This window comes from Alcanivorax sp. NBRC 102024, from assembly GCF_001602235.1.
Classification (GTDB): domain Bacteria; phylum Pseudomonadota; class Gammaproteobacteria; order Pseudomonadales; family Alcanivoracaceae; genus Alcanivorax.
In genome coordinates, this window is the sequence record NZ_BDAS01000007.1 from 16,583 (window position 1) to 33,657 (window position 17,075).

The window sequence follows — 17,075 nt, forward strand, 5'->3', positions numbered from 1 at the left end:
TCCCCCCAACTGTCATCCGTAACCCGATTCTTCCACCACCCGGCCGTGCCCAACCACACCGCGCGGCCCGTCAAACCCGAACCAATGGCGCGCTATGCCCCCCGGTCAACACCAGCAGATCCGTCGGTGCCATGGCGATTTCCAGCCCCCGCCGCCCGGCACTCATGAATATCCGGTCCTGTCCATTGGCGCTGCTGTCCAGGTACAACGGCAGCCGCTTCTTCTGCCCCAGCGGGCTGATGCCGCCTAGCACATAGCCAGTGAGCCGTTGTGCCCTGTCCGCTGGACACATGGCGGCTTTCTTGCCGCCATGGGCCATGGCGAGAAATTTCAGGTCCAGCTGATGGGCCACTGGCACCATGGCGACCACCGGCTGTGCATCCACCAGGGTCAGCAGTGTCTTGAAAACTTTTTCCGCAGGTAGCTGCAGGGCTTCCGCCGCCTCCAGTCCGTAGCTTTCGGCCTTGGGATCATGCTCGTAGCGGTACACCTGAAAAGGCATGCCGGCCTGTTTTGCCGCCTCTACGGCGGGTGTCATACCGGCCTGGCCTTCGGATTGCGCAGTTCCCCGGCCTTGTCGCGGGCCTGGCGGGCCCCCGCCTTGTCGCCCTGGCGGTCACGGGCAGTGGCTACCAGGTCCCACAAGCCGGCGCGGTAGTCATCATGGTCCGGGGCCAGACGCAACGCCTTTAGTGCGAAGCCTTCCGCCCCCCGGGGATCGCCCTCGGAAAGCCGCAGGCCTGCCAGCTCTTTGTATAGCCAGGATGAATCCGGGGCGATATTGAGAGCCCGCTCCAGATAACGCTCCGCCACCGATGTCTGGCCCTGCTGACGGGCTTGTTCCGCCCGGCTCAACAACCCCAGTGCCGGCGAGCCTTCCAGTTCCTGACTGGCGGTCATCGGTTCCGCCGGTTCCTCAACCGCGGGCCGAACCGCGCACCCTGCGAGCACCACACTGATCAACACCAGTTGAATAAGTCTTTTCACTGTCCACATCCTCAACATCCCTGAAACGCGCCACTTTGATCGCGCGTTGCGGCGGCGGGCAGCCTCTCAGAAAACGAGGCATGCCCGGTGAAATTCGCGTTGTCCCCGGGATCGGTTAACCGTCACTAGTCAAACAGCCCCTTGAACCAGCCCTTGATGCCCTTGCCGGTCTCCTTCACTTTCCCGCAGCCGTCGCTTTCCTGGGGAATCGAGACTTCCAGCATGGGATAACGGCGGGCGTCGCTGCAGCCCTCGGCACTGGTGCGGCGACCGTCCGGGTTCATCCACACCCACTCCACGCCGGCGGGCGGAGTTTGTGACAGGCTGCGCTGGGGAAGTTTGCCCATCAACTGCGCCCAGACCGGCAAGGCACCACTGGACCCGGTAATGCCCGCATTGCGGTTATCGTCCCGACCCACCCAGACTACCGCCAGATGGTTGGCGGAAAAACCGGCAAACCAGGCATCACGAAAATCATTACTGGTGCCGGTCTTGCCGGCCACCTTGAGCGCTTCAGGCAGCGACGCCCGGGCGGCACGCCCGGTCCCCTTCTCGACCACCTGCTGCATGGCCCATTGGGTCAGGAAAGCCGGCCCGGCGTCCACCACCTCATCGGTATTGACCGGGTAGCGGGCCAGCGGCTTGGCTTCCTTGTCGAGCACATCGGTGATGGAACGCAGGCGGGTACTGAAGCCCCCGGTGGACAGCGGCTGGTACATCATCGCCACCTCGAACGGGGTCAGTTCCAGACTCCCCAGTAGAATGCTGGGGTAGAGGGGAATATTGCGGGTCACTCCCAGGGTCTTCATGGTGTCAGCCACCCTGTCCAGGCCCACATCCAGCCCAAGCCGGGCCGTGCCCTGATTACGGGAGTAGGTGAGCACATCCACCACCGGCATGGCACCCCTGGACTGGTTGTCGAAGTTTTGCGGTGACCAGGTGGTGCCGTTGGGCAGCGTCACTTGCACAGGCCCATCTTCCACCTGGGTCGCCAGGGACCATTGCTTGGGCTGACTCACCGCCGACAACACCACCGCCGGCTTGGCCAGCGATCCGATGGGACGCTGGGCATCCAGGGCACGGTTGAAACCCGCCTCCCGGGAGCTGCGATTGCTGACCAGGGCCAGCACATCCCCCTGGGCCGGGGCCACCACGACCACGGCGCCATTCAGTTTTTTGCTCTCGTCAGGATCGCGACGGTTCAGGTGGTCACGGAGGGCGCCCTCCGCAGCCAGCTGTGCCAGCACATCCAGAGTGGAGTGAATACGCAGCCCCTCATCGCTGAGCACCTCCGGCGGGTAATCCCTGGCCAGCTGGCGACGCACCAGATCAATAAAGGCAGGAAACGCATACAGCGCCGAGGCACCGCGGGGGACCACTTCCAGCGAACGGTTGCTGTACTTGTCGTAATCCGCTTTCGACAAGGCGCCCTCGTCCATGGCCACTTTCAATACCGTGTTGCGGCGATCCAGGGACCGTTCCGGGTGACGGCGCGGGTCATACCAGCTGGGCCCCTTGAGCAGGGCGACCAACGTGGCCAGGTGATGAGGCTCCAGCTCTTCCAGCGGGCGCCCGAACAGGAACTGGGCGCCCAAACCCATACCATGAATGGCACGGGCACCGTCCTGACCCAGGTACACCTCGTTCAGGTAGGCCTCAAGAATCTGCTCCTTGCTGTAATGCAACTCCAGCAACATGGCCATGGGCATTTCCAGCAGCTTGCGCGACAAGGTGCGCTCGGAAGTAAGCCAGAAATTCTTCACCAGCTGCTGTGTCAGGGTGCTGCCACCCTGTACCAGCCGACCGGCCTTGATGTTGGCCAGCATGGCCCGGGCCAGACCACGCAGGGAAATACCATGGTGGTCATAGAACGCCTGATCCTCCGTGGCGATCAGCATGTCCACCAACAAGGGCGGCACCTTGTCCAGCGGCACCAGCACCCGGTCTTCCGCGTGTTGGGGGTGAATACTGCCAATCTGCAGGGGTTCGAGACGAGCCAGACGGTCGCCGCCGGCCTCAAGAGATCGTATCTGCCCGCCAGACAGGCTCAGCCGGATACGTTCGGCCTTCTCCCCGCCATCACTGTCACTGAAACCGCGGGTATGCAGTAACAGACTGCTGCCCTGCACCGCATAGCTCCCCGGGGTGGACGCCCGTGAGTCGCGCCGGTAGCGCATCAGGTCCAGTAACTTGAGCATATCCTCGCGGGACAGCACCCGGCCTTCATAGAGCTCCACTGGCCGGGCATAGACCCGGGCCGGCAGTTGCCAGACATGGGTATCAAAACGCTCACGGACCAGCGCATCCAGATACGCCAGCCCGGCGGCCCCCAGCACCAGAGACACCAGCGCCACCTTGCCCACAAAGGGCCAGCTGAACCAGCGACGCTGCGCGCCGTTGCTGCGTTTTTTCCGATTTGGTTGCCGCCGCGATCGCGCGGGGGACTTTTTCGCTTTTTTTGCCATGGGCCGGAGTATAGAGAAAAGTGTGAGTGTTTTATGAGTCTGTCGGGACGTATCCGTTCCCTTCACGGGAATTTGAGTAAATTTTGCAACCGGACCCGGGGCGCCCATAATAGCCGCCTTGCCTTTTCTGAATCAGAACACGGAGCATCCATGACGAAAAAATACGACGTTTATGCCCTCGGCAACGCCCTGGTGGACACGGAGATCGAGGTCAGCGACGCCTTTCTTGAGCGCATGGATGTGGGCAAGGGCCTGATGACACTGGTGGACGAAGCCCGCCAGGCAGAACTGATTGCCGCCCTGGCAGACGAAGCCGAGCCTCACAAGCAAACCAGTGGCGGCTCTGCCTGCAACACCGTGGTGGCCACCCGCTATTTCGGCGGCAATGGCTATTACGCCTGCAAGGTTGCCGACGATGCCACCGGCGATATCTTCGTCAACGATCTGACCGCCGCCGGCGTGGACACCAACATGAACGGCAGCCGCGACCGCGGTATATCCGGCAAGTGTCTGGTCATGCTGACCCCGGACGCAGAGCGTACCATGAATACTTTCCTGGGCATTTCCAGCCAGGTGTCCGAGGCAGAACTGGACGAAGCCGCCATTGCCGCCAGCCACTATGTCTATCTGGAAGGTTACCTGGTCAGTGGTGACAGCTCCCGGGCGGCAGCCATCAAACTACGCCAGCTGGCAGAAAAGCACGGTGTCAAAACCTCCCTGACATTCTCCGATCCGGCCATGGTGCAGTTCTTCAAGGACGGCCTGTCCGAGATGCTGGGCGACGGCGTGGACCTGCTGTTCTGCAACGACGCGGAAGCCACCAGCTACACGGATACCGACAGCCCCGAGGCCGCCCTGGAAAAACTCAAGAGCGTCTGCCGCTCCGCCGTCATCACCCTGGGCGCCGACGGCGCCCTGGTATGGGACGGTGAGGAGGCGCATCGAATCGCGCCCTTGCCGGTGAAAGCCATCGACAGCAATGGTGCCGGCGACATGTTTGCCGGGGCCTTTCTGTATGCCATCACCCATGGCCATGATTTTGTTACCGCCGGCAACCTCGCTGCCGCCGCCGCCGCCCGCCTGGTGACAGAATTCGGCCCGCGCCTGAGCGCCGAGACCCACCAGCAGATTCGCCAAGATATTTTAGGTAAGTGATCACATGGAACACGTTTGCAACCTGACCGACATTCCCGACGACAGTGCGCGGGAATTCCAGAAAGACGGCCAACCCGTGGTCGTGGTGAAACACGATGGGCTGGTACGTGCCTTCGTCAACTGGTGCCCGCACCTGGGCATCGAGCTGAACTTCATGCCGGACCAGTTCATGGACAGTGACAACCAGTTCATCATGTGCGCCAACCACGGCGCCCTGTTCGAGATTGATAGTGGCGACTGCCTGTCCGGCCCCTGCAGTGGCGACAAGCTGATCCCGGTTCCCCTTGAAGTGCGTGGTGACGAGGTGTGGCTTGGCCCCGTCGAGGTGCCGGCCTGAGCCGCTTATGAGCCATCCCTTTGATGACCTCACCCCGGATTACATGCTCGACGCTGTGGACGCCGCCGGCTTCCTCAGCGACGGTCGCCTGCTGCAGCTGAACAGTTTCGAGAACCGGGTCTACCAGGTGGGCCAGGAAGAGGGCCCGCCGGTCATCGTCAAGTTCTATCGTCCACAACGCTGGAGCGATGAACAGATCCTGGAAGAACATGCCTTCAGCCTGTTCCTGGTGGCGCGGGACCTGCCGGTGGTCGCACCCATCGAAAAGAACGGCACCACCCTGTTTCACTGCGACGGCTTTGCCTTTGCGGTATTCCGCAGAGCCGGCGGCCATGCGCCGGAGCTGGATAACGACAACCATCTGGAACAGCTTGGTCGCACCCTGGCCCGCTGGCATGCCTGCGGCAGCGATCGGCCCTATGAGCTCCGCCACACCATGGACCCGCTGGCCGACATTCGCGCCGCCAGCACCTTCCTGATCAATGACGTGGTGGACCTGAATTACCGCAGTCAGTATCGGGATGTGTGCGGCCAGCTGCTGGAACAGATTGAACATCACCTGGCCGAGGTGGAATTTCCACTACTCAACGTGCACGGCGACTGTCATACCGGCAATATCCTGTGGCGCGACGACAAACCGCATTTCGTGGATCTGGATGACAGCTTGCGGGCGCCAGCCATGCAGGACATCTGGATGCTGCTGTCCGGCGAGCAGGACGAACAACAACACCAGCTTCGGGTGCTGGCCCGCGGCTACGACACCTTCCTGCCCTTCCCCTGGCAACAGACGACCCTGATCGAACCGCTACGCACCCGGCGCATTATCTGCTACGACGCCTGGCTGGCCAGACGCTGGGACGACCCGGCCTTTCCGCCGGCATTTCCCTGGTTTGAATCCATGAGTTACTGGCGGGATCAGACGGAACTGTTGCAGCAGCAACTGCGCAATTTGCAGACCCCGCTGTAGAGGAAAACGCGTTTCCGTAGGAGCGCCGCTCGCGGCGCGATAGGGTTGGCACCGTGTTTCCTAAAGCCGCTGCTATAGGAGTTCCTCTCGAGGGACGAAGCCGAGCCCAGGCGAGGGAAAAGGCGAGGCAGGGGCTGCCAAGTCACTCTAGAGACGCCCTGTTTCACAGAAACGACGTTGCTGGCCTTGCAGGTGCTTTCCACGCTGGCACCTGGTTCGTCTCTCGAGAGGAACTCCTACAACTGTATTGGCAAGGGGTGTTCCAGCCGAAAACCATCGGCGGATAACGCCACCTTCCACGCCAGTACCTCCACCCCCTTCTCCACCGCTTCCCGCAGCAGCACCCCGTAGCGGGCATCGATTTCATCCGCCGGCCGGGCGGCCTGTGCCCCACTGTGCTGCACACAGAAAAACAGCACCGCCCGCTTGCCGGACGCCACCACCTCCATGAGGGTCAGTAGATGCTTCTGGCCCCGCTCGGTCACCGAATCCGGGAAGGCAATGACACCGTCATCCGGATCATTTGGCCCGGGACCTAGCGTGACATTTTTCACTTCCACAAAGGTATGGGGATCGCTGCGCTCTCCCAGTGCCAGATCAAAGCGGCTGTCACCGTATTTCACTTCCCGTTCCACTCCGCTGCCGGGGTTCAGCCCGGTAACAGCGCCGGCACGAATGGCTTCCTCCACCAGCGCATTGGGGCGACTGGTATTGACCCCCGCCCAATGGCCGTGAGCCACCTGCACCGCCTCCAGCGTATGACGATATTTGCGCTTGGGGTTACCGCTGTCGGAGATCAGCGCCAGTTGGGGCTCGCCCAACACGCAGTGCTTCATGGAGCCGGTATTCGGGCAATGCACGGTCATTTCGCTGCCATCGGCGCGCACCACATCGGCCATAAACCGCTTGTAGCGGCGCAGCAGGGTGACGCGTTCCAGGGGGGGATCAAACTTCACAGGGACTCCAGGTAACGGCCCAAGCGGTGCAGGGCATCGACTAGACGGGACTCGGCGCAGGTATAGGCCAGACGAACATAACGGTGAGGGTCATGGCCGGCACCGAAATCCAGCCCCGGCGTCATGGCCACTTTTTCCTTTTCCAGCAGGTCTGCACAGAAGGCAAAGCTGTCATCGGTCCAGGCACTCACATCCACATACACATAAAACGCCCCGTCGGCATTGGACACCACCGGCAGTTTGAGATGCGCCAGGCCATTGAGCAGGCACTGGCGGCGACGGGCAAACAGCTGGTGACGCTGCTCCAGGATCGTCAGCGTCGGCTCCTGCAAGGCGGCAAGGGCACCGTGCTGCGCTGGCGTGGACGGTGCCAGAAACAGGTTCTGGGCCAACCGTTCAATGGCCGGCACCAGCGGCTCCGGCGCCACCAGCCAGCCCAGCCGCCAACCGGTCATGCAGAAGTATTTGCTGAAGCTGTTGATCACCATCACCTGATCGGTACGCGACAACACCGACTCCGCCGGCCCGCGGTAACAGAGCCCCTGATAGATTTCATCCACCAGCAACAGCCCCCCTTTCTCCACGGCCCCTTCGGCCATGGCCTGCAGGGTATCCAGCGACAACATGTTACCGGTGGGGTTATCCGGGCTGGCGACCATGGCCAGGCGGGTATTCGACTGCCAGGCCGACAGCAAGTCGTTGCGGGTCAGCGTGAAATGATTGTCCGCCTTCAAGACCAGTGGCTGAGGCCGCCCCCCCACCAGATTCACAAACTGGCGATTGCAGGGGTAACCCGGATCACACAGCAATACACCGTCCCCGGGATTGATCAGCGCCGCCAGCGCCAGCTGCAGGGCACCGGAAGCCCCTGGCGTCACCACGATCTGTGACGGCAATACGGTAGCGGCAAAACGGTCCCGGTAATCATCCGCGATGGCCTGGCGCAAAGCAGGCAATCCTGCCGCCGGCGTGTAGCCGGTGCCTCGCTCACGGGTTGCCTCGGCAATGGCCTCCAGCACCGGCGCCGGAGTTTCAAAATCCGGCTCGCCCACTTCCAGATGGATCACATCGTGTCCCTGAGCGGCCAGTTGCTGGGCTCGCTCCAGCAGTGCCATTACGTGAAAAGGCGGGATCTGTTTGGCGAAATGCGACAGCGTGCTCACAAGATTCCTCTTTCCTATAGGGGTGGCATGGCTATAATCGGCCAGATTTTCACCAACTGGTGACAAGACTTACCCGGAAGGGGTAAGGTCGAAAGATTACATTACGCCCGTGCTTGGTGATATCAAGCAGACCCTAGGGATAGTGGCACAGGATAGAGAGTCGAGAAGATGCTAAGGGAGTTAATCAAAATGGCCACCGGCAAAAAGAAAGCCCCGAAAAAGGCGGCTAAAAAACAAACCACCGGGTCTGCTTCCAGCAGCAAAAAAGCCACCTCATCCACTGCTGCCCGCAAAGCACCAGCCAAAAAGGCCGCTGCAAAGAAGGCCCCTGCCAAGAAAGCCACGGTGAAGAAGGTGGCGGCAAAGCCTGCAGCCAAAAAGACCCCAGCCAAAAAAGCGGCCGCAAAGAAAGTCACCAGCAAGCCAGCCGCCAAAAAGGCACCGGCCAAGAAGGCCGCCGTGAAGAAGGCAGCGCCCAAGAAAGCCGTTGCCAAGAAAACGGCACCGGCCAAAAAAGCGACCGCCGCCAAACCTGCAGCCAAGAAAACAGCCACCCCAAAAGCCCCGGCCAAAAAGGCCGCAGCGAAAGCGCCGACCAGTAAGCCTGCCGCTCAAAAGGCAGTCCGCAAGCCAGCGGCGAAACAGGCCGTCGCGAAAACCCAATCCACTGCTGCCAGCGCCAAGCCGGCGAAGGCCAGCAAGCCCGCTGCCAAGAAACCGGCAGCCAAAAAAGCAGCACCGGCTGCACCTAGAACAAAACTGCCGACCTCAGGGAAAGCATCCGCAGCGGCCCGGGCCGCTGCCAGAGACGCATCGAACACCGGTAACGCACGGACCGCGACTGCCGGCAAAGGGACTTCGCCGAGCCGATCCACCACTTCTGCTCAGGTAAAAGCAAACGTGAAAAAGAAAACCGCCTCATCTTCCTCGCAGGCCCAAATGCATGGTTTCAAACCCTACATGCCGGCCAAAAACGAGGAGTACATGAACGAGAAACAACGAGAGCACTTCCGCCAGATTCTGCTGGCCTGGCGCCAGGAGTTGATGGAAGAAGCGGATCGCACCATGCACCACCTGCAGGATGAGCAGGCGAACCTGCCTGACCCTGCTGACCGCGCCACCCAGGAAGAAGAGTTTGCCCTGGAGCTGCGCACCCGTGACCGCGAGCGCAAGCTGCTCAAGAAGATCGAGAAGACGCTGGATCTGGTCGACAAGGACGATTATGGCTACTGCGAAGCCTGTGGCATTGAAATCGGCATCCGTCGCCTGGAAGCCCGCCCCACCGCCGACCTGTGCATCGACTGCAAGGAACTGGCGGAGATCAAGGAAAAGCAGCTGGCCGGATAAACCAGTGAAGAGTTAACAGTGAACAGTTCGCAATAGCAGGCTGTTGTTCCTGAAACGCCTGAAGCCGCGCCCAGCCCTTGTGCGCGGCTTCTTGCGTTTAAACTCCTCACACAGGCATGGCGCGCCGCTGTTAACTGTTCACTATTCACTGCTCACTGTTCACTGCCTTTATGACCTATCGCGGACGTTTCGCCCCCACCCCCTCCGGCCCCCTGCATTTCGGGTCCCTGGTGGCTGCGCTGGCCAGCTGGCTGGAAGCGCGCCACGCGGGCGGTGAATGGTTGATCCGCGTGGACGATCTGGACCCGCCCCGGGAAGTGCCCGGTGCCGCCGATACCATTCTGCGTCAGCTGGAAACCTTTGGCCTGCACTGGGATGGGCCCGTGCGTTACCAGAGCCAGCGTCACTTCGCCTATCAAGAAGCCGTGGATGCCCTGCTCGACCGCGGCCACGCCTTTCACTGTCGCCTGACCCGCAAACAACTGGCCGCCCTCAACCATAACCATCCCGGCATCAGTGCCAGTGTGCCCGCGGCCGAGGATACCGCCATCCGCCTGCAGGTTCCCGACCGGGAACTGGACTACCCGGATGGCATTCAGGGGCGAATCAGCAACAACCTGCACCAGGACGGTGGCGCCTTCGTGATTCGTCGTCGCGATGGCCTGTTCGGGTATCAGCTGGCCTGCGCCCTGGACGATGCGGATGATGGTATTACCCATGTGTTGCGTGGTGCGGACCTGCTCGATTCCACCTTGCGCCAGCGCTGGCTGCTGGAATGCCTGGGCAGGCCTGCGCCGGAGTATGCGCATTTGCCGGTGGTCAGCGACGGCCGGAACCTGAAGCTGTCCAAATCCACCGGCAGTGAGGCCCTGGACCCCACTCGAGCCAGCCAGCTACTCACCGCCGCCCTTCACTGCCTGGGACTGCAGCCGCCCTCAGACCTGCAAGACGAACGCCCCGCAGTGCTATTGGCATGGGGCACGGCGCACTACCCGGATCACCAGTGGCCCGCGGGCCGACAGCGGCCATTGCCCGATGAGTTAAAAGTTCAACGTTGAACGTTTAAAAGCGCGAGAGGGTTTCGTGATTTCTGTTTGTCCGTGCCCGCGCCCGTGCCATGAATCGCGGGCACGACCTCGCCAGGCCTTCGACCTGGCCCGCGTTGCAACTTTACACTTTGAACTTTCAACTCAGCCTCCGCTTTTACACGCCTCACCCCCTGGCGTATGCTCATCGGCCCGGAGGGGTTAAACCACCTATGTATACCGACCGACTGCTGATCATCTTCATTCTCGGCACCTACCTGCTTTCTCCTGCCATCATCGATTGGTGGAGCGAAGGTGGGCGCGCCTGGTATCGCCCCTATCTGATCTGGCTGGGCCTGATCGCCCTGAGCTACTGGATTGCCAAGAGCAAGGATGTCGATGGTCTATAGTGTCAGCGATCTGATCCTGATTGCCGGTTGCTACCTGCTGTTCCTGTTTGCGGTGGCCTGGATCACCGAGCGTGGCTGGCTGCCGGCTCACTGGGTACGTCACCCGGCGGTGTATGTGCTGTCGCTGGGGGTCTACGCCAGTGCCTGGGCCGTGTACGGTTCAGTGGGTTATGCCTACCAGTACGGCTACAACTTCCTGTCCTATTTTCTGGGGATTTCCGGGGTCTTTCTGCTCGCCCCGATTTTGCTGGCACCGATCCTGAGGCTGACCACGACCTACCAGCTCAGCTCCCTGGCGGACCTGTTTGCCTTCCGTTACCGCAGCCGACTGGCTGGCGCCATGACGACCCTGATCATGCTGATCGGGGTACTGCCCCTGCTGGCGCTGCAACTGAAGGCGGTCGCAGAATCCATCCAGATCCTCAGTGGCACTGCCGACCCCCGCGACCTGGCCGCCGGCTTCTGCCTGATGATGGTGATCTTCGCCATCCTGTTCGGCGCCCGCCATACCACCGCCCGGGAGAAACACGAAGGGTTGGTGATGGCCATTGCCATGGAATCGCTGATCAAACTGCTGGCCTTCGGCGCAGTGGCCTTGCTCGGCCTGTATGGCGTGTTCGATGGGCCCGCCAGCCTCAACGCCTGGCTGGATGACCACCCGGAAATGCTGGCGCGGCTCTACTACCCCCTGCAGGACGGCACCTGGCATTCCATGATCATGGCGTTCTTTGTCTCCGCCGTGGTGCTGCCGCACATGTTCTACATGGCCTTTACCGAAAACATGAACCCCCGCGCCCTGATCACCGCCAGTTGGGCGCTGCCGTTGATGTTCCTGCTGATGGCATTGTGCGTGCCGGTCATCCTGTGGGCCGCAGCTGCCGGCAATGCCCCCACCCCACCGGATTATTACGCCCTGGGTATCGGCATGATTAGCGGTGGCCACGGTGCGGTGCTCGGCTATATTGCCGGCCTGGCCGGGGCCAGCGGCATGCTGATCGTGGCCACCCTGGCGCTGTCCGGCATGTGCCTGAATCACCTGGTACTGCCCGCCAGCCCGCTGCAGGGCCAGAACCTGTATCGCAATCTGCTCTGGACCCGGCGCATCCTGATCGCCGCCATTCTGGCCCTGGCGTATCTGTTCTACCGCTTCACCGGCACCGATCACACCCTGGTGGAACTGGGCGTGCTCACCTTTGTGGCCACCCTGCAATTTGTCCCCGGACTGATTGGCGCCCTGTTCTGGCCCTCCGGCAACCGCAACGGCCTGTTCGCCGGGCTGCTGGTCGGCTTTATCCTGTGGATCATGTTGCTGCTGGTTCCCATCGCCTACCCGAACTGGCAGTTCCAGCCATTGATGGAATTGCTGGGCATGCGCTTCCAGAGCGGCGCCAGTCAATGGCACCACGTGGCCATTGCCTCAGTCACCGCCAATGCGCTGATCTATGCCATCGTGTCCATCGTCACGCCCATGTCCCGATCGGAGAAGAACGCCGCCGAGGCCTGTGCGGTCGACAGCCTGCGCCGCCCCTATCGCTGGGAGCTGGAAGCAAAGAGCGTGGACGATTTTATTGATGCCATGAGCCAGCCTCTGGGGCCCATCACGGCCACCCGGGAGGTGGAAATGTCCCTGCGGGATCTGCACCTGCCGCGCACGGAAACCCGCCCCTATGCCCTGCGCCGTCTGCGTGATCAGCTGGAAACCAACCTGTCCGGCCTGCTTGGTCCTTCGGTATCCCACCAACTGATCGACGACCACCTGCCTTACCTGCCGGAGGAAGAGCAGCATTCCAGCGAGGATATCCAGTTCATTGAATCCCGCCTGGAGCAATACCGGGACCGTCTGTCCGGGCTGGCGGCGGAGCTGGACGGCCTGCGCCGCTTCCATCGTCAGACTCTTCTGGAACTGCCCATGGGGGTGATTTCCCTGGGGGCTGACCGGGAAATCATCGGCTGGAACCGGGCCATGGAAAGTCTCACCGGCATCACCGCCGAGAACACCATCGGGTCACGGCTGGCGGATCTGGATGCACCCTGGGGCGATTTCTTCACCCGCTTCAGTCACGACGACAACCCCCACCAGCCCCAACAGGCCCTGGAAGTGGACAATCAGACCCGCTGGCTGAGCCTGCACAAATCCGAAGTGATGGGGGCCGGCACTGCCGAACAGGCCGGGGGCCAGGTACTGGTGATCGAGGACATTACCGAACTGCGCCACATGGAGGCCCACCTGGCTCATAACGAACGACTCGCCTCCATCGGCCGACTGGCCGCCGGCGTGGCCCACGAAATTGGCAACCCGGTTACCGCTATTGCCTGCCTGACCCAGAATCTGGATGAAGACAGCGACCCGCAGGAACAACAGGAAGCCTGCGACCAGATCCTCGAGCAGACCCGACGCATCACCCGCATTGTGGAATCCCTGGTGACCTTCAGTCACTCCGGCGGCATCAAGCTCAGCGAACAGGTGCCGGTGAACCTTCGCGATACCGTGGACGAAGCCATTTCATTACTGCTGCTGGATCCGGATCATCGCCAGCAGCCGTTCGAGAACCACTGCCCGGCCAGCCATTGGGTCAAAGGTGATCCGCAGCGGTTGTTGCAGGTGTTTATCAACCTGCTTGGCAATGCCGCCGATGCCAGCGAAAAGGCGCTGCCGGTCACCGTGCATTGTGAGCCCCGTGGGGATTTCCTCGATATTCTGCTGGAAGACCAGGGTCACGGCATCCCGGACAACCTGCGCGACGCCCTGTTCGAACCCTTCGTCACCAGCAAGCCACCGGGGCGCGGGACAGGCCTTGGGCTGGCGCTTGTGTACAGTATTATTGAAGAACATCAGGGCAGCATTCGAGTAGAAAGCCCGCTCAACGATGACGGCGGCACCCGCTTTGTGGTCAGCCTGCCTGTGCACCAGCAACAAGCTGCTGACCCCGGGCACCCGGAAACGTAGTATCCTGCTCAACCCGACAAGTAAGGACCCAGCGATACATGAGTCACATCCTGATTGTTGAAGATGAACCGGTGATTCGCGGTGCCCTGCGCAAACTGCTGGTACGCCACGAACACTCCGTGGCAGAAGCCGACTCCGTGGAGCAGGCCCGGGAGCAGCACCTCAATCAGTTTGATCTCATAATCAGCGACCTGCGCCTGCCCGGCGAGCCCGGCACCGCCCTGATTGCCATTGCCGGCGCGACCCCTGTGCTGATCATGACCAGTTATGCCAGCCTGCGCTCCGCGGTAGACGCCATGCGCCAGGGTGCGGTGGACTATATTCCCAAGCCCTTCGATCACGATGAAATGCTGCTGGCCGTTGAGCGGGTGCTCAAGGAAGGTCGTCTGAATAGAGGCAATCGCGCTCTGCGTCGGGATATGGAACGCAGCTACCCGGTGCATAATATGATCGGTACCAGCGATGCCATGCAGGAGCTCAAGCATCGCATCCAGCGGGTAGGCCCCACCAATACACCGGTGCTGATCATGGGCGAGTCCGGCACCGGCAAGGAACTGACCGCCCGCGCCCTCCATGAGCAAAGCGAACGGGGTGGCGGCCCGCTGATCTCGGTACAGTGCGCCGCACTGCCAAAAAACCTGCAACTGACGGAACTGTTCGGCGATGAAGAAAGCGCCGGGCGCATCGAAGAAGCCGATGGCGGCACCCTGTTTCTCGACGAAGTCGGTGAATTGAACAGCGATGTGCAAAGCCGTCTGCTGACCCTGCTCACCCATCACGAAATACATCGCCAGGGCTCCCTGTCACCGCGCAAGGTGGACGTGCGCATCCTTGCCAGTAGCCAGCTGGATTTACCCGGCCGGGTTGCTGAGGGCCATTTCCGCCAGGATCTGTACTACCGGCTCAATGTGATGGAACTGACCCTTCCTCCCCTGCGCGAGCGCCAGGATGACCTGCAAAGCCTGGCCAACGCCCTGCTCGCCCGCGGCTGCGAGAAACTCAATCGCCACGACCTCTACTTTACCGATGCGGCCTGGCAGGCCATGGTCGGGTACAGCTGGCCCGGCAATGTGCGGGAGCTGGAAAACGTGATCGAGCGAGCCATTATTCTCACTGAAGAAGACGGCATCGGCCCCTCCCAGTTGGGGCTGAACCCCAACCGCACCCCGCAGCGAGTGAGCCGCGCCAGCCTGGATCCCAGTGAAGACCTGTCCCTGGAGGATTATTTCACCCGCTTTGTCATGGAAAATCAGGACAGCATGACCGAAACCGAGCTGGCCCAGAAACTGGGCATCAGTCGCAAGAGCCTGTGGGAGCGTCGGCAGCGACTGGGCATTCCCCGCAAAAAAGCCGGTGGTCGCCGCTAATTAACCGCTTGTCCGGGCCAGAGAACCGGCGAGACGGGATTTGCGCCAGGCAATGTAAAAAATATTGCGCCCTGATGCCCACACCCCGTTCTGGATTTCCTGACAAAAGAGCCGCGATGGGCATAAGTGTTGCCGCGCTACACAGGCAGGTAACACCAAGGTTACAAATTTCGTGAAACTATTTACGTTTATTTTAATTATTGATCGTAACTCTTTGTTTTTGAAGGAATTCACTCTTTGTTGCATTGCCCCGGTGTGACGGGCACTATGAATCCCACGCCAGCTAACAAAAAAAACATCGGCGTACAGGCTCAACAATAACAACAAGAAAGAAGAAGAATAATTTCACGAGCCAATGCAATGCTGCTGCAACTGATGATTGCAGCGACAAGGCAGAAAACAACACAAACAATAATAACAACAGAATCAGCGCAAAATATGGGAGTCACAACTTCGGTTGTGGCTCCTTTTTACTTTCTGGGCCACGCCCAAGCCGGCCAGTATCTCAATAGACGAGAAAAAGTGCTACTATCGCCGCTTTATTGCACACCTTGAGGCTAATACTGACGCATGCCCTGCAAGTTCCTGGAACGTATGACTGACTGGTTTAAGAAGGGTTCCCCAAAAAACCGCAGAACGTTCGAACCGCGAGTCATTCCCCGCGACCAACATCCCATCTCCCGCAAACAGGTGTCTCGCGCTGCACTGGATGTGCTCTATGGCTTGCACAAGGCCGGCTTTGAAGCCTATCTGGTGGGCGGTTGCCTGCGGGACATTCTCTGCGGTCGCGAGCCCAAGGATTTCGACGTATCCACCAATGCCACGCCGGAACAGGTGAATCGCCTGTTCAAGCGCAGCCGCATCATCGGTCGTCGTTTCCAGATCGTGCATGTGCGTTTTGGCCGTGAGGTCATCGAGGTCTCCACCTTCCGTGCCATGAATCGCGAGGACAACCCGGACCGGGACCAGCATCACGCCCACGAGGAAACCGGCCTGGTCTTGCGCGACAACACCTGGGGCAGTATCGAGGAAGATGCCCTGCGGCGGGATTTCACCATCAACGCGCTGTACTACAACATCGCCGACTTCACTCTGCATGACTTTGTCGGCAGCCTGGATGATATCGAACAAGAGGTCATCCACCTGATTGGCGACCCGGAGACCCGCTTCCGGGAAGACCCGGTCCGTATGCTGCGCGCCGCCCGCTTTGCCGCCAAACTGGGCTTTCACATCGACCCTGCCACCGGCGATCCGATTCCGGAACTGGCCGAGTTACTGCTGCAAGTCCCCGCCGCCCGCCTGTTCGATGAGGTGCTAAAGCTGTTCCTCAGCGGCCATGCCCGGGAGTCCTACGAGCAACTCCAGCACCTGGGCCTGTTTCGCTTCCTGTTTCCGGAAACCCAGCAAGCGCTGGAGGGTGACAAAGGGAACATCTGGGAGGCCATGCTGCTGGCAGCCATGGACAATACCGACAAACGCCTGGCCGATAACAAGCCGGTCACCCCCGCCTTTATCTATGCAGTACTGCTGTGGCCGGTGATTCAGCAGCGCATGGGGCACTACCTTTCCAGCGGTCTGCCGCCGGCCCAGGCTCTGCACAAGAGCGCCACCCGTGCCCTCAATCAGCAGATCAAGCACACCGCCATCCCGCGCCGTTTCTCCACAGTGATGCGAGAAATGTGGGAACTGCAGCTGCGACTGGATAAACGTGCCGGCAAGCGCGCTGATGCCCTGATGGAACATCCCCGCTTCCGCGCCGCCTATGATTTCCTGTTGCTGCGCGAGCAGGCCGACGAAATCAAGCCGGGACTTGGCGATTGGTGGACCCGCTACCAGGAACAGGATGAGCAGGGCCGCCGGCAGATGATCAGCCAGCTGGGCAACCCGTCCGGCGGTGGCAACAAACGACGACGGCGGCGGCGGAAAAAGCCGGCAGCGGAAGGCTGACA

Annotated in this window: 16 protein-coding genes; 10 read left to right on the forward strand and 6 right to left on the reverse strand. The window is 61.1% G+C overall.

The genetic code is table 11. The annotated features are described in order from the left end of the window. Positions 1–70: 70 nt before the first annotated feature. The 3 genes from ybaK to mrcB form a co-directional block, all read right to left on the reverse strand. Positions 71–538, reverse strand: coding sequence for a Cys-tRNA(Pro) deacylase (gene ybaK / locus A0251_RS11775; RefSeq protein WP_062817051.1), 468 nt, complete (start codon positions 536–538; stop codon positions 71–73). Next, positions 535–987 carry a tetratricopeptide repeat protein gene (locus A0251_RS11780; protein WP_231866156.1) on the reverse strand — a complete coding sequence of 151 codons (453 nt, stop codon included), beginning with the start codon at positions 985–987 and terminating at the stop codon, positions 535–537. The genes ybaK and A0251_RS11780 overlap by 4 nt, the downstream gene beginning before the upstream one ends. A gap of 125 nt (positions 988–1,112) precedes the next feature. Continuing rightward, a complete protein-coding gene (mrcB, locus tag A0251_RS11785; RefSeq protein WP_231874224.1) occupies positions 1,113–3,350 on the reverse strand; it encodes a penicillin-binding protein 1B in 2,238 nt (745 codons plus the stop codon). 252 nt (positions 3,351–3,602) lie between these two features. On the opposite strand from mrcB, the gene A0251_RS11790 reads away from it, so the two are divergent. From A0251_RS11790 to A0251_RS11800, 3 genes are read left to right on the forward strand one after another with little or no spacing between them, the layout of a single operon-like run. Next, positions 3,603–4,607, forward strand: a complete 1,005-nt coding sequence (locus A0251_RS11790) for an adenosine kinase (protein WP_062817054.1) — start codon at positions 3,603–3,605, stop codon at positions 4,605–4,607. Between the two features lie 4 nt (positions 4,608–4,611). Then, a complete protein-coding gene (locus tag A0251_RS11795; protein ID WP_062817055.1) occupies positions 4,612–4,944 on the forward strand; it encodes a Rieske (2Fe-2S) protein in 333 nt (110 codons plus the stop codon). A 7-nt stretch (positions 4,945–4,951) separates the two neighbouring features. Next, positions 4,952–5,911, forward strand: a complete 960-nt coding sequence (locus tag A0251_RS11800) for a serine/threonine protein kinase (RefSeq protein ID WP_062817056.1) — start codon at positions 4,952–4,954, stop codon at positions 5,909–5,911. A gap of 236 nt (positions 5,912–6,147) precedes the next feature. Here the strand turns inward: A0251_RS11800 and sfsA are convergent, their stop codons facing one another. From sfsA to A0251_RS17400, 3 genes are all read right to left on the reverse strand, one after another. Beyond that, positions 6,148–6,867 (reverse strand): DNA/RNA nuclease SfsA, encoded by a 720-nt coding sequence (gene sfsA / locus A0251_RS11805; protein WP_062817057.1) that lies wholly within the window; start codon positions 6,865–6,867, stop codon positions 6,148–6,150. Beyond that, positions 6,864–8,030, reverse strand: a complete 1,167-nt coding sequence (locus tag A0251_RS11810; RefSeq protein ID WP_231874225.1) for an aminotransferase class I/II-fold pyridoxal phosphate-dependent enzyme — start codon at positions 8,028–8,030, stop codon at positions 6,864–6,866. Before A0251_RS11810 ends, sfsA begins: the two co-directional genes overlap by 4 nt. A gap of 122 nt (positions 8,031–8,152) precedes the next feature. Next, positions 8,153–8,584 carry a hypothetical protein gene (locus tag A0251_RS17400; RefSeq protein ID WP_156478286.1) on the reverse strand — a complete coding sequence of 144 codons (432 nt, stop codon included), beginning with the start codon at positions 8,582–8,584 and terminating at the stop codon, positions 8,153–8,155. Positions 8,585–8,969: 385 nt separating this feature from the next. Here A0251_RS17400 and dksA point away from each other — a divergent pair, with 385 nt between their 5' ends. The 7 genes from dksA to pcnB all read left to right on the forward strand — a co-directional run bounded on the left by dksA (position 8,970) and on the right by pcnB (position 17,073). Next, positions 8,970–9,377, forward strand: a complete 408-nt coding sequence (gene dksA / locus A0251_RS17205) for an RNA polymerase-binding protein DksA (protein WP_063527162.1) — start codon at positions 8,970–8,972, stop codon at positions 9,375–9,377. A 170-nt stretch (positions 9,378–9,547) separates the two neighbouring features. Further along, positions 9,548–10,435: a tRNA glutamyl-Q(34) synthetase GluQRS gene (gene gluQRS, locus A0251_RS11820; protein ID WP_062817059.1), complete on the forward strand. Its 888-nt coding sequence runs from the start codon at positions 9,548–9,550 to the stop codon at positions 10,433–10,435. A 200-nt stretch (positions 10,436–10,635) separates the two neighbouring features. After that, complete coding sequence (locus A0251_RS17515; RefSeq protein WP_007149317.1) at positions 10,636–10,812, forward strand: hypothetical protein; 177 nt, start codon at positions 10,636–10,638, stop codon at positions 10,810–10,812. Next, positions 10,802–13,759, forward strand: a complete 2,958-nt coding sequence (locus A0251_RS11825) for a sensor histidine kinase (RefSeq protein ID WP_304438782.1) — start codon at positions 10,802–10,804, stop codon at positions 13,757–13,759. The genes A0251_RS17515 and A0251_RS11825 overlap by 11 nt, the downstream gene beginning before the upstream one ends. Before the next feature lie 38 nt (positions 13,760–13,797). Then, positions 13,798–15,126, forward strand: a complete 1,329-nt coding sequence (locus A0251_RS11830) for a sigma-54 dependent transcriptional regulator (protein WP_062817061.1) — start codon at positions 13,798–13,800, stop codon at positions 15,124–15,126. A 360-nt stretch (positions 15,127–15,486) separates the two neighbouring features. Further along, positions 15,487–15,681, forward strand: a complete 195-nt coding sequence (locus tag A0251_RS17405; RefSeq protein WP_156478287.1) for a hypothetical protein — start codon at positions 15,487–15,489, stop codon at positions 15,679–15,681. 39 nt (positions 15,682–15,720) lie between these two features. After that, positions 15,721–17,073: a polynucleotide adenylyltransferase PcnB gene (gene pcnB / locus A0251_RS11835; protein WP_231874226.1), complete on the forward strand. Its 1,353-nt coding sequence runs from the start codon at positions 15,721–15,723 to the stop codon at positions 17,071–17,073. Positions 17,074–17,075 lie beyond the last annotated feature (2 nt).

What these genes read in the sequence shown, in the direction of transcription:
- ybaK (WP_062817051.1), bottom strand. Translation starts at nt 538, where the DNA reads ATGACACCCGCCGTAGAGGCGGCAAAACAGGCCGGCATGCCTTTTCAG.
- A0251_RS11790 (WP_062817054.1), top strand. Translation starts at nt 3,603, where the DNA reads ATGACGAAAAAATACGACGTTTATGCCCTCGGCAACGCCCTGGTGGAC.
- A0251_RS11795 (WP_062817055.1), top strand. Translation starts at nt 4,612, where the DNA reads ATGGAACACGTTTGCAACCTGACCGACATTCCCGACGACAGTGCGCGG.
- A0251_RS11800 (WP_062817056.1), top strand. Translation starts at nt 4,952, where the DNA reads ATGAGCCATCCCTTTGATGACCTCACCCCGGATTACATGCTCGACGCT.
- dksA (WP_063527162.1), top strand. Translation starts at nt 8,970, where the DNA reads ATGCATGGTTTCAAACCCTACATGCCGGCCAAAAACGAGGAGTACATG.
- gluQRS (WP_062817059.1), top strand. Translation starts at nt 9,548, where the DNA reads ATGACCTATCGCGGACGTTTCGCCCCCACCCCCTCCGGCCCCCTGCAT.
- A0251_RS17515 (WP_007149317.1), top strand. Translation starts at nt 10,636, where the DNA reads ATGTATACCGACCGACTGCTGATCATCTTCATTCTCGGCACCTACCTG.
- A0251_RS11825 (WP_304438782.1), top strand. Translation starts at nt 10,802, where the DNA reads ATGGTCTATAGTGTCAGCGATCTGATCCTGATTGCCGGTTGCTACCTG.
- A0251_RS11830 (WP_062817061.1), top strand. Translation starts at nt 13,798, where the DNA reads ATGAGTCACATCCTGATTGTTGAAGATGAACCGGTGATTCGCGGTGCC.
- A0251_RS17405 (WP_156478287.1), top strand. Translation starts at nt 15,487, where the DNA reads ATGCTGCTGCAACTGATGATTGCAGCGACAAGGCAGAAAACAACACAA.
- pcnB (WP_231874226.1), top strand. Translation starts at nt 15,721, where the DNA reads ATGACTGACTGGTTTAAGAAGGGTTCCCCAAAAAACCGCAGAACGTTC.